Origin of the sequence: Nonomuraea sp. CA-141351 (genome assembly GCF_050944675.1) — a bacterium.
In the GTDB taxonomy this organism is placed as follows: Bacteria; Actinomycetota; Actinomycetes; order Streptosporangiales; family Streptosporangiaceae; genus Nonomuraea.
The window spans coordinates 12,663,842-12,676,098 of sequence record NZ_CP191982.1; the positions used below are offsets into that span (position 1 = coordinate 12,663,842).

The following is a 12,257-nucleotide window of genomic DNA, read 5'->3' on the forward strand; positions in this document are numbered from 1 at the left end:
TGGGCGGGGCCGTATTTTTTCCTGCCTACAGGTGCTCTACATGACACGCCCCCGCGGTGTGAGTCATGCCTAGCCGACCCTCATCGTCCCGGGGCGCGCTCAACGCCAGATTAAAGACGGATCAACGGCACATCTGACGATCAGTCCGGAATCTAGGTGACAAACGACATTAGATCTATCATTTGGTAACAAAACGATCCATTGGCTTGGAGACATACGGCATGGCTGGTCAGAGCGTTGAGGGCGGGCTCAGGTTCGCCGTGCTCGGTCCTGTCCGCGCGTGGCGTGACGGCCAGGAGTTAGATCTTGGCACCCCGCTGCAGCGTTCCATCCTCGGCATGTTGCTCCTGCGCGAGGGTCATGCGGTCACCCCCAACGAGATGATCGACGCTGTGTGGGGCGAGGAGGCGCCGCCGCGAGCCCTCGGCGCGCTGCGCACCTACGTCTCCAGGCTCCGCACGGTGCTCGAGCCGGACAGGCCCGCTCGTTCCCGCCCGGAGCTGCTCACGTCCATCGGCAGGGGCTACGCGCTGCGGCTGCCCGACGGCTCGCTCGACCTGGTCCGCTTCGAACGCGGCGTCCAGGAGGCCGAGAGCGCCCGCAAGGCGGGCCGGCTGTCCGAGGCGGCCCGGGCTCTGCGGGCCGCGCTGTCGTTGTTCGAGGGCGAGCCGCTGGCCGGGACCGTCGGCCCGTACGCCGAGCACCAGCGCGACCGGCTGATCGAGCGCCGTATCAACGTCGTCGAGACCCTCATGGACGTGGACCTCGAGCTGGGCAACCACGCGAAGATCGTCTCGGAGCTGATCGCGCTGACCGCCGACCACCCGCTGCGCGAGAAGCTGCGCGCCCAGCTCATGCTGGCCTACTACCGGTGCGGGCGGCAGGGCGACGCGCTCACCGTCTTCACGGACACGCGCGAGGCCCTGATCGACGAGCTGGGCATCGAGCCCGGCCCCGAGCTGGCCGCGCTGCACCAGCGCATCCTGGCCGCCGACCCAACGCTGGCCGCCGCCGGCGTGGCCGAGGAGGAGCCCGCCGAAGCGGAGGAGCCGCGGCCGGCGCTCCAGCTGCCGCGCCCCGCCCAGCTTCCCGCCGCCGTCAACGACTTCACCGGCCGCCAGGAGATCGCCACACGCCTTCGTACCCAGCTGTCGGCGCCTGAGGGCGTCCCTGTGGCGGCGATCTCCGGCATCGGCGGCGTCGGCAAGACCGCGCTGGCCGTGCACGTCGCCCACCTGGCCGGTGACCTGTACCCGGACGGCCAGCTCTACGCCGACCTGCGCGGCTACGCCGGCGAACCCACCGCGCCCGAGTCGGCGCTCGGCGGGTTCCTGCGCGCGCTCGGCATACCGCCTGACGTCATTCCCGCGGGACTGCAGGAACGTTCCGCGCTCTACCGGTCGCTCCTGGCCGAGCGCCGCATCCTCGTCCTGCTGGACAACGCCCGCGACGCCGAGCAGGTCAGCCCGCTGCTGCCGGGCTCGCCCGGGTGCGCGGCGATCGTGACGAGCCGCGGCAAGCTGGCCGATCTGCCCTCCGCCAAACTGATCGATCTCGACGTGATGGAGCCGGGCGAGGCGCTGTCGCTGTTCGCGTCGGTGGCCGGGGCGGAGCGCGTGTCGGCCGAGCACGGCGCTGCCATGGACGTGGTGGCGGCCTGCGGGTTCCTGCCGCTGGCAGTGCGGATCGTGGCCTCCAGGCTGGCCGCGCGGCCCTCCTGGACGATCGCCTCGCTGGTGCCCAGGCTGGCCGACGAGCAGCGCCGCCTCGACGAGCTGCGCGTGGGCAACCTGGCCGTCGAGGCCACGTTCGCGCTCGGGTACGGGCAGGTGGGCTCCCACGCGGCGCGCGCCTTCCGCCTGCTCTCGCTGCCCAACGGGCCCGACGTCTCCACAGGCGCGGCGGCCGCCGTGCTGTCGGTGAGCGAGCTCGAGGCGGAGTCCGTACTGGAGTCCCTCGTGGACGCGAGCCTGCTGGAGGCCCCCGCGCCCGGCCGCTACCGCTTCCACAACCTGCTCAAACTGTTCGCCAGGCGCGAGCTGGACAAGACCGAACGGCCCCAGGCCAGGACGCTGGCGCTGCGCCGGCTGCTCGGCTTCTACCTGGCCTCGGCCCAGTCCGCGCACCGGCTGGCCTACGAGGGCAGCATGATCCCCGGCAATCTCGTGGTGATCGGCAGCGGGCGCGCCTTCGGCTCCGCCGACGAGGCCGTGGCCTGGCTGATCTCCGAGGGCGACTCACTGTTCGCGACCATCAACCAGGCCGCCGCCGCGGCCCGCACGGCCGAGCAGCTCCTGCCCGCAGCCGACCTCCTGCTGGCGATGGAGCCGCTGCTGGAGTCGGGCACGCACACGCGCGAGTTCGGCAACGCCACCCGTGCCGTGCTGGCAGCCGCGCGGGAGCTCGGCGACACGGCGAGCGAGCTGCGCGTCCGGTACGTGCTGGGCCGGGTCCTGTTCGCCGGCAACCGGCTGAAGGAGGCCGAGGAGCACTTCAGGGCCGTGTATGAGCTGTCCGTGGCCCGTGGCGAGAAGATCGTCACCGGCGAGGTGCTCAACGCCCTGGCCGTCGTCGTCGGCAGGCAGCGCCGCCACACCGAGGCGCTCGAGCTGTTCGACTCCGCGAAGCGGTTCTACCGCGAGCACGGCGTGCCGGCCGGCGAGGCTCTCGTGCTCAGCTACTCCGCCCGCGACCACCTGGGGCTGGGCCGTCCCAAGGACGCGATCGCCGCCGCGGAGAAGGGCCTGGCCATCTTCACCGAGATCGGCAGCGGCGCCGGCACCGCCCGCGCCCGCTACCACCTCGGCATCGTGCTGTCCCGGGTCGGCCGGCTCACCGAGGCCGTCCACCACCACGCCGAGTGCCTGGCCTTCTTCCGGGCCAGCAAGCAGCGGGTCTGGGAGCAGCGGGTCTGCTCCCGGCTGGCCGAGACGTTCATCGCCGCCGATCGCTACCCCGACGCCGTCCGCCACGCCGAGCAGGCCCTGGTGATCTCCCGCGAGATCGGCCATCCCTACGGCGAGGCGCTGTCACTCACCGTGCTCGGCAAGGCGCTGCACGGCCTGGGCAGCACCACGAGGAGCCTGGACTGCCTGCGGCAGGCGTTCGACATCTTCTCCCGGCTCGGCGCTCCCGAAGCCGGGGATCTCAAGGTCCTGCTCGACGGCATCCTCGTAGCCGAAACCGTCACCGAGCCCACCGCCAAGGCCGTCATCGAGTCCTGAGTACAGCTCGTCGTCCAGACGTGTCATCCACACATGGTTGATCAAGGCTGTCCTTTCGATGAGAAACCTGCTGAATGGACTGCCGTTACGATCTTGACCATGCACGACAGCAGGGCGGCAGTCTGATGGGCAGGTTTCTTGTCGATCAGGCCGTTACGAATGCGTGGTGATGCAGCCCGGCCGGTCATCTTTGACCGCCACACGTCGCTAGGGGGCCCGGTCATCCGGATGCTCCGCGTAGCGGCCAGCCGCCTCACTCCAGACGACCGGCCGGACCTGACACGGCCCTCGAACCCCCCGGGTCCGTGTCCTGGCCTGAGCCTCCACCCGAGGGGTCAACGTCGAATTAACGGCTGATTAAAGCAGGAAATAGCCTTCTGCGATGAGTGGCCTGATCGCGTCGGCGTCCGCGATCTCGCCGTCGCCGACCAGCTCGGCGATCACGTTGAGCAGCGGGCCGAGCGCCAGCTCGCCGTCGCACACGCCCGCCAGCGCGGCCTCCACCGTGCCGACCTCCCTGCTACGTCGCAGCCCCTGCGTCTGGCGCAGCACGATGCGGATGGGATCCTCCGCGCCCGGCAGGCCGATGCGCTCGTCCAGCAGTCCGTCGGCGGTACGCAGGCGCGCGGCATCCAGCCCCTTGGCCCGGTGGGCGGCGGCGACGGCGTTGAGCACGGAGTCCACATAGTCGCCGACCGGGAGCGCGACCTGGTGGTCCAGGTGCTCGACGCGTACGACCGGGTCGAGCGTGCCGGAGTTGCGCATGGTGATCCAGCCGAACCCGACGCCCTCGACCTTGCGCTCGTCGAACCAGGCCAGCCAGCGGTCGTAGTGCTCGGCGTAGGCCTTGGTGCCCTGCTCTGCCGCGTCCCTGAGCCAGAGCTCGACGTACTCGGCCGGGTCCTGCACGTCGCGCTGGACCACCCACGCGTCGCAGCCGGTCTCGCGCAGCCAGCCGCCCACGCGGTCGCGCCAGTCTTCTCCCTCGACGTGCAGCCAGTTGGCCAGGAAGTGGGCCTGGCCGTCGGGGTTGAGGTGGCGGGGCGTCCGGCGTACGAGGTCGCGGCAGAATCCGTCGCCGCCCGTCTCACGATAGGTCAGGTCGCCCGCGGGTCCGATGACGAACGGCGGGTTGCTCACGACCAGGTCGAACAGCTCGTCCTCGACCGGCTCGAACATGGACCCCGTACGCGCGTCCACGTCGGAGATGCCGGACAGCTCCCAGCTCAGCCTGGCCAGCTCCACGGCCCGCGGATTGACGTCGGTTGCAACGATCCGCTCGGCCCGCTCCGCCAGGTGCAGCACCTGCACCCCGCACCCGGTGCCCAGGTCGAGCGCGCGCCCCACCGGGCGGCGGGTGACGAGCTGGGCAAGGTTCGCCGAGGCGCCGCCCGCGCCGACGACGTGGTCGGGCCGCAGCGCCGGGTCGCCCGGGCGCACCTTGCGGTCGGATACCAGGTAGCCGCCGGTCTCCCAGGGCTGAAGATGCACGGTCGCGCTCACGTGGTCGCCGTCGGCACTGACCAGGCCGGAGTCGAGGACCTCCGGCGCGACGGACTTGGCGGGGACGGGAACGCCGAGCCACCACAGCCTGATCAACGTGGCCAGGGGATCGCCGTCAGCGGTCGCCCGCAAGGCCGGGACCAGCTCCTCCCTGGCCAACGCCGAGGCCGCCATGCCGCCCAGCCGATCGCGTACGCCGTCGATGGTGTAACCGGTCTCCAGGAGATGATGGCGTAGTCGTTCCACGAGTCCATCTTTTCACTGCGGACTCCCCCGCATGATCCGCTGGTCACGCCGCCCCAGGCTCGTCGCACGATCTGATGGTCGCACTCGCACGGGGCTCCGCTGGTCACGCAAGCTACCGCTCTCCGCCCCAGGCTCGTCGCACGATCTGATGGTCGCACTCGCACGGGGCTCCGCTGGTCACGCAAGCTACCGCTCTCCGCCCCAGGCTCGTCACTCCGGTGAGTATTCATACTGTTACCTAAGAGGCCAAGCGTTCTGCAAGCGGCGGACAAGTGAGAAGCGTTATCTCTAGGGAAGTCACCACGCCGTCCCAAGGAGCGGACCCATGCTGATCCCCTGCTTGGCTTGCGAGTCCCGATTCGGCCCCGACGAGTACTTCAGTGCCTGCTCCGACTACAACCGCGGCATGGATCTCGTGTCCTGGACGTGCCCGCGCTGCGGCAACCGCGACGACCTGCGCGTGCTGCCGGGCGAGCTGGGGTTCGGCTATCCGCATCGGGGCAGGTTCGACGTGCACGACCGGGTGCGCGTGCCCGGGCTGCGCAGGCAGCGCGGCGACCTGCGGCTGGACATCCTGCTCGACCGGGCGAGCTGGCGCGTCCCCACCCGGCTCCGGCCGACCGGCGTGACGGTGCACCGTCCGGCGTCACGGCGGCCGCACTAGAGAGGGCGCAGGGCGCGCCGTCCGCGTGCGCGCGCCCGGACGGTGGCCCTTCGGGGTCGCAGCGGGGAGTGTCGTCAGAGGAGACGTCGAGAAGAGGGCCAAGGAGGCGGCGCCGGCCAACCGGTCGCGCTTCCCTGGCGCGTTGGGGACGGTGGGTGCGCCGGCCGAGGACGTGCGAGCAGCCGGGGCCGGCGTCACTGCTGGCGGAGGCTCTGCCAGGCCGCGGCGCCCAGTCCCTTGATCTCCTCTTCCGTGGGCGTGTGCGCGCCGGCGAACCACAGGCGGCACATCTCCTGCGCCGGCCCCAGCCACAGCACGTAACACATGGTCGGGTGGACCGGCTGGAGCAGGCCGTTCTTCATGTGCGGCCGCCACCAGTCGGACACCTGGCGGAAGAACGCGCGCCTGGCCTCGGCCACCTCGGCGCCGCCCGGCTCCTGCTTGCGCGGCGGCCGCTCGCTGACCAGCAGCCTGGCCTTCTCCGGGTGCTCGCCCGCCCAGCGCATGTGGAAGGCCACGACGGCCTCGATGCCGGCGCGGGCCTCCTGGTGGCTGACCAGCTCAGCGAGGAAGGCGTTCTGGTACGCGGTGAGGATCTCGGCGTACAGCACGCCGAAGACGTGCTCTTTGCTGGCGAAGTGGTGGTAGAAGCTGCCGACGCTGACACCGCTCTCCTCGCGGAGGCTGGCCAGCGTGGTGGCCGACACCCCGTCCTGGCTGAAGCGGCGGAGGGCACCCTCGATGATGCGGGTCCGGCCGTCGCGTCCGTTCTTGGCACTCTTCACGCTGTCAATGGTGTGCCACCAGAACGTTGTTCCGCAAATAGACCGGCTGGATCGATCATAGCGGTCACCTCCACCGATCCGGAGCTGACCTTCATCCGGGCGTCCGGCCAGAGCCTGCGGATGAGCCTGAGCACGCGCCGGTTCTCGCCCAGCACGTCCATGCCCACGGTCCTCGCGCCGCGTACGGAGGCCCGCAGGAGCAGCGTGTCGACCAGCTGAGGCCCGATCCCCTGCCCCTGCCACCGGTCGGCGACGACCACGGCGATCTCCACGTCGGCGCAGTCACCCCGGAAGCTCATGGCGTGGCCGACGATCTCGCCGCTCGCCACGGTGGTGGCGACGAGCGCGTCACGGCGCTCGTCCGTCGCGAGCAGCGTGCGCACCAGCCCGGCGGCCGGCGTGCTGATGCCGGTGAAGAACCGGAGCGTCTGCGTGTGCAACGACAACCCGGCCAGGAAGCACCTGATCCGCTCTTCGTCGTCGGCACGCGCGGGGCGGGTCTGAGTTCCTCGCATAGACCCAGGCTCGCAGTCAATGCTGAGTCTGTCAATTGAACTCAGGTATAATAGAAAGATGAACGTTCCCTTCCGGGTGAACTTCCGGGTGAACAATTGCTCGATCGAGCGCACCCTGGACATCGTCGGGGAGAAGTGGACCTTCCTGGTGCTGCGCGAGGCGTTCAGCGGCGTGCGGAGATTCGCCGACATGCAGGCCAACACCGGTGCCCCCCGCCAGGTCCTCAGCGCCCGGCTGGCCCGGCTGGTCGACGAGGGACTGCTGCGCAAGGAGCCCTACCGCGAGCCGGGCCAGCGGCAGCGCGACGAATACCGGCTCACCGAGAAGGGCCGCGACCTCTATCCCCTGCTGGTCGCGCTCATGCACTGGGGCGACAGATACCTGACCGACGAGGAGGGCCCGCCGGTGGTGCTCACCCACCGCGACTGTGGCGCCCCCATCGAGCAGCACTTCCGGTGCGCCGACGGCCACGAGGTGGGCGGGCCGCGCGAGGTGACCCCGGTGCCGGGGTCAGGTGCCGAGCTCAGGAGCGCATAGGCGCGTGCGGGGGCACCCCTCCCGGTGCCTAGGCTTGAGAGCGTGTACCGGTTCCTGCTGACGCCTCGATGGCTGGCGCTCCACTTGGTGGTGCTGCTGGTCATCCCCGCTTTCGTGTTCCTCGGGCGGTGGCAGTACGGGCGTTTCGAGGAGCGGTCGGCCAACAGCACGCGGGTCACCGCCAACATCGAGGCCGCGCCGGTGCCGCTGGAGAAGCTGGCCGCCCCGGCGCAGCGGGTCCGCGAGGACGACCGGTACAGGCAGGTCACGGTCTCCGGCACGTACGACCCGGCCCACGCCCTGCTCGTACGCAGGCGCCCCCAGAACGGGCTGAACGGCTTCTACGTCCTGACCCCCCTCGTCACCGGCAACGGCACGGCGGTGATCGTGAACCGGGGCTGGGTCCAGGCAGGCGCCACCGCCGACGCCACTCCCGAGGTGCCCGCTCCGCCCACCGGGAAGGTAAGTGTCACCGGACGGCTACGGCTCAGCGAGACCGAGGACTCCAGCGGCATCAGAGAGCGCTCAGGGCTGCCGCCAGGACAAGTGCTCCTGATCAACGCGGACAAGATCGGGCAGGGGCTGCCTTACCAGCTGGTGGGCGGATACGTGGAGCTGACCGAGCAGTCGCCCAAGCCCGCCACGGCGCCGGCGCCGGTTCCCCAGCCGGACGTGGGCGCGGGGGGCGGGCTCAACCTGGCGTACGCGATCCAGTGGTGGCTGTTCATCGGTGTCGCCCTGGTCGGCTGGGTGCTGCTGATCCGGCGCGAGGTGGCCGAGCGGAAGACTGGGGAGGACTCCAAGGAGTCCGTGGCCGCCGCCAATTAAGGTATTGAGGGTGATCCGCCACATTGAGTTCGCCAGTATCCGTAATTTTCGCGACGTAGGTGGATATGCCACCCAGGACGGGCGCACCGTCCAGTGGCAGCGGCTCTACCGGGCCGACTCGCTCGGCTGGCTGGCCGGAGACGATCTCACGACCTTCCGCGCTTTACGCGTCCGTACGGTCATCGACCTGCGGCACCCGTTCGAGATCGAGAAGGCGGGACGAGTCCCGGAGACCGAGGGGCAGAACTACCAGAACCTGCCCATCGAGGGACGCCGCTGGGACAGCTCGCCGTACAGCGAGGAGATCGGGGTCGGGAGATATCTCGCCGACCGCTACCTGGAGATGACCGAGGACGGCGTCGAGCACCTCAGGACCGCGCTGGAGACGATCGCACGGGCCGAGAACGCCCCTGTGGTGATCCACTGCGCGGCGGGCAAGGACCGCACCGGCGTACTCACCGCACTGACCCTCTCGCTGGCGGGCGTCGGCGAGGAGGACATCGTGGCGGACTACGCGCTGACCGGGCTGGCCACCGAGGCTTTCATCGCTGACTGGCGCGGAAGGCATCCCGGCGTACCGCTGTGGCCGGGGTTCGGCCTGGCGCCCGCCGAGACCATGCGGTTCTTCCTCACCGACCTGACGGCGCGGCACGGCTCGATCGAGAGGTATGTCACACAGGTCCTGAACATCTCCCCCGCCACCATCGCCGAATTGCGCGACCACCTTCTGACTGAACCGAACTCAGACGGGTAGAGGCAGGCCGGGTCCCGCCTGCTGAGTCCAGGCGAGCGGCCCATTCCGGGCCTGGGACCGCCCGCCATCCCCCTCCCGGCGGTCCCGGGTCAAAAATCTCGGATACCCAACGGATACGTCGCAGCTTGTTCGACGTTATCCCGCCGTCGTACGGTTACCTGCGTGACTACGCCGCTGCTCCCCGACCCTGACCCGAGGCGGCGCGACTACGTGATCATCTCCGCCGACGATCACCTGATCGAGCCTCCCGACCTGTTCGAAGGCCGGCTGCCGGAGAAATACGCCGAGGTCGCGCCCAAGGTCGTGGAGACGGAGGCGGGTCACCAGGTCTGGCGCTACGGCGGGGCGACCTACCCGTGCGCCGGCATCGACGTGGGCGCCGGGCTGCCCCGCGAGCAGCGCACGCTCGAGCCGGTCAGGTTCGAGCACATGCGCCCCGGCTGCCACGACATCGAGGCCCGCATCGAGGACATGGATGTCGCGGGCATCTGGGCCGCGCTGTGCTTCCCCGGCATGCTGGCCATGCAGTCGGGCATGCCGTTCGCCAGGACCCGCGACCAGGAGCTCGGTCTGGCCCTGGTCAAGGCGTGGAACGACTGGCACATCGACGTCTGGGCGGGCACCTATCCCGAGCGCATCATCGGTCTGCAGCTCCCCTGGCTGCCCGACCCCGACGTGGCCGCCAAGGAGATCCGCGCCAACGCCGCCCGTGGATTCAAGGCCGTCGTCTTCCCCGAGTTCCCGACCCGGCTCCGGCTGCCGTCGATCCACTCGGGCCACTGGGACCCGTTCTTCGCCGCCTGTGAGGAGACGGGCACGGTCGTCGCGCTGCACGCGGGCGACTCCTCGTGGTCTCCCGTGCCCTCGCCCGACACGCCCATCGAGGCCATCACCACGCTGATGCCGACCAGCGCCATGTTCGCCTGCGCCGACTGGCTCTGGTCGGGGCTGCCGCTGCGCTTCCCGGCGCTACGCATCCTCATCGTCGAGGGCGGGGTGGGCTGGCTGCCGATGCTGGCCGAGCGCGCCGACTACGCCCTCGACCACCCGGTCGCCGGCGAGGCGTCGTGGGAGGGCGGGCTCAAGCCCAGCGAGGTGCTGCGCCGCAACTTCTTCTTCGGCACGCTCGACGACCACGCGCTTTCAGGCGTGCGCCTCGCGGTCGGGCTCGACCACGTGCTGCAGGAGAGCGGCTACCCGCACTCCGACTCGACCTGGCCGGACACGCAGAAGTCCGTGGCACGCAACCTCGGAACGCTCCCGCCCGCCGACATCGCCAGGGTCGCCTACGGCAACGCGGCACGCCTCTTCGGCCACCCGCTGCCCTCACGCGCCTGGCTGCGGATGGAGGAGATCTAGGCTTCCTTTTCGAGGAGTCGCCCCTGGATGACGTGCCGCTCGTGCTCGACGTAGCGCCCGCTCTCGCCGAGCAACGAGGCGACGAGCCACAGGAACACGCCGAAATCGTCGGCCACGCCGATCACCATCAGGAAGTCGGGCACCACGTCGATGGGCGACAGGATGTAGACCACCCCGAGCCCGAGCAGGGCGAGCTTGCCCTTGCCCATGCCTCCGTACTGCCCGCGCATGACCGCGCCGACCATCCGCGGAATCGCCCGAACCCTGGTCATCAAGCTGGGCGAGCCTGGCTTGGTCACCTCGCGGTACGTCCGCCACGCCGCCGCCGCCCGTGCTGCCTTCGCCATCATGAGAAACCCCCTACCCCCGACTTCTCACGACATAACGCGTCGCCGGGGCCACGAGTTCCTGGCGATCAGCGCATCGCCGCGTGCTCGAACGGCCTGGCCTGCTCGATCTGCGCGGCCACCCTGATCAGCAGGTCCTCTCTCCCGGCCGCCGCCACGAGCTGCACGCCCACCGGCAGACCCGCCTCGTTCCGGTGCAGGGGCAGCGAGATGGCCGGCTGTCCGGTCGCGTTGATCGGCGAGGTGTACGCCACGGCGTGCCCGGTCCTGCCGAACGCGGTGCTGAGATCGTCCGGCGGGATCCAGCCCAGCGGGAACGGCGCGACACCCAGCGAGGGCATCAGCAGCAGGTCGTGGCCCGCGCCCCACCACGCGGCCATGCGGCGGCGGAAGCCGTCCACCCACTGGACGGCCAGGATGTGGTCGGCTGCGCTGTGCTTGTGCGCCGCGGCCAGCATGGCGGCGTTGCGCCGCTCCAGCTCCTCCGGCCGCACAGGCTTGCCGCGCAGCTCGCCGAGGCCCGCCACGTGCGCGGCCAGGTTGTTGGCCACGATGGCGCCGAACTGCTGCGCGAAGCCGGGCTCGGCGAGCGCCTCGGGGGCGCCTGGCGCGACGTCGTGACCGAGTGACTCCAGCAGCGCGGCGGCCCTGGTGACGGCCTCGGTGAGCTCCGGCCACTCGGGCACGGCCCCGTTCGGATGCCTGGTGACGAACCCGACCCGCAGCCGGCCCGGCTCCCTGCCCACCTCGGCGGCCAGCGGGCCGGGCAGCGCGGGGGCGTCGTACGGGTCACCGGGGTGCATGCCGGACACGACGTCGAGCGCGGCCGCCGTGTCACGCACGCTCCTGCTGACGAATCCCGCGCACGAGAACCCGCTCCACCCCTCGCCGCTGGCCGGTCCCGCACTGACGCGCCCGCGCGTCGGCTTGAGCCCCACCAGGCCGCACAGGGACGCCGGGATGCGGATCGACCCGCCGCCGTCGCTCGCGGTCGCCAGCGCCACCATCCCGGCCGCCACCGCCGCCGCCGACCCCCCGCTCGAACCGCCCGGCGAGTACGCGGGGTCGTAAGGGTTGCGCGTCGGCCCGAACGCCACCGGCTCCGTGGTGATCGTGCTGCCGAACTCGGGGGTGTTCGTCCGCCCGAGCATGACGAACCCGGCCTCACGCAGCCGCACGACGCCGTACCCGTCCGCGCCGGGCTCGACGCCGTCGCGCACGTTCGAGCCCGCACTGTACGGCTCGCCCGCCTGCCGCCAGCCGAGGTCCTTGAGCAGGATCGGCACGCCGCGGAACGGCGCGTCTTCCCGGATGGAGTCGATCTCGGACAGCGCCCGCTCGAACCGGCGGTGGATCACCGCGTTCAGCTCGCCGTCGTGGGCCTCGATGTGCGCGATGGCGGCCTCGGCCAGCTCCCGCGCCGACACCTGCCCGTCCCTGACCGCCTGAGCCTGACCGACCGCGTCCAGCCTGAGTACGTCGTCCATGCGCGCT

At 70.7% G+C, this 12,257-nt stretch carries 11 protein-coding genes; 6 read left to right on the forward strand and 5 right to left on the reverse strand.

What is annotated here, in order from left to right:
- Positions 1-221: 221 nt before the first annotated feature.
- Entirely contained in the window at positions 222-3,224 is a 3,003-nt protein-coding gene (locus ACQPWU_RS59610; RefSeq protein WP_433435911.1) for an AfsR/SARP family transcriptional regulator, read from the forward strand.
- A 357-nt stretch (positions 3,225-3,581) separates the two neighbouring features.
- On the opposite strand, the gene ACQPWU_RS59615 is transcribed toward ACQPWU_RS59610, so the two are convergent.
- Positions 3,582-4,973 carry a DUF7059 domain-containing protein gene (locus ACQPWU_RS59615; protein ID WP_433435913.1) on the reverse strand — a complete coding sequence of 464 codons (1,392 nt, stop codon included), beginning with the start codon at positions 4,971-4,973 and terminating at the stop codon, positions 3,582-3,584.
- Between the two features lie 325 nt (positions 4,974-5,298).
- On the opposite strand from ACQPWU_RS59615, the gene ACQPWU_RS59620 reads away from it, so the two are divergent.
- Positions 5,299-5,637: a hypothetical protein gene (locus ACQPWU_RS59620; protein ID WP_433435914.1), complete on the forward strand. Its 339-nt coding sequence runs from the start codon at positions 5,299-5,301 to the stop codon at positions 5,635-5,637.
- A gap of 194 nt (positions 5,638-5,831) precedes the next feature.
- Here the strand turns inward: ACQPWU_RS59620 and ACQPWU_RS59625 are convergent, their stop codons facing one another.
- Complete coding sequence (locus ACQPWU_RS59625; protein ID WP_433435915.1) at positions 5,832-6,422, reverse strand: TetR/AcrR family transcriptional regulator; 591 nt, start codon at positions 6,420-6,422, stop codon at positions 5,832-5,834.
- Complete coding sequence (locus ACQPWU_RS59630; protein WP_433435916.1) at positions 6,419-6,937, reverse strand: N-acetyltransferase family protein; 519 nt, start codon at positions 6,935-6,937, stop codon at positions 6,419-6,421. Before ACQPWU_RS59630 ends, ACQPWU_RS59625 begins: the two co-directional genes overlap by 4 nt.
- 58 nt (positions 6,938-6,995) lie before the next feature.
- On the opposite strand from ACQPWU_RS59630, the gene ACQPWU_RS59635 reads away from it, so the two are divergent.
- From ACQPWU_RS59635 to ACQPWU_RS59650, 4 genes are all read left to right on the forward strand, one after another.
- Entirely contained in the window at positions 6,996-7,475 is a 480-nt protein-coding gene (locus tag ACQPWU_RS59635) for a winged helix-turn-helix transcriptional regulator (protein WP_433435917.1), read from the forward strand.
- 42 nt (positions 7,476-7,517) lie between these two features.
- A complete protein-coding gene (locus ACQPWU_RS59640) occupies positions 7,518-8,303 on the forward strand; it encodes an SURF1 family cytochrome oxidase biogenesis protein (RefSeq protein WP_433435918.1) in 786 nt (261 codons plus the stop codon).
- 10 nt (positions 8,304-8,313) lie between these two features.
- Positions 8,314-9,057, forward strand: a complete 744-nt coding sequence (locus ACQPWU_RS59645) for a tyrosine-protein phosphatase (protein WP_433435919.1) — start codon at positions 8,314-8,316, stop codon at positions 9,055-9,057.
- Between the two features lie 162 nt (positions 9,058-9,219).
- On the forward strand, positions 9,220-10,416 hold the full coding sequence (locus ACQPWU_RS59650; RefSeq protein WP_360685914.1) for an amidohydrolase family protein: 1,197 nt from the start codon (positions 9,220-9,222) through the stop codon (positions 10,414-10,416).
- Here ACQPWU_RS59650 and ACQPWU_RS59655 read toward each other — a convergent pair.
- On the reverse strand, positions 10,413-10,766 hold the full coding sequence (locus ACQPWU_RS59655) for a YkvA family protein (RefSeq protein ID WP_433435920.1): 354 nt from the start codon (positions 10,764-10,766) through the stop codon (positions 10,413-10,415). The genes ACQPWU_RS59650 and ACQPWU_RS59655 overlap by 4 nt on opposite strands.
- A 65-nt stretch (positions 10,767-10,831) precedes the next feature.
- Positions 10,832-12,250, reverse strand: a complete 1,419-nt coding sequence (locus ACQPWU_RS59660; RefSeq protein WP_433435921.1) for an amidase — start codon at positions 12,248-12,250, stop codon at positions 10,832-10,834.
- Positions 12,251-12,257: the final 7 nt, after the last annotated feature.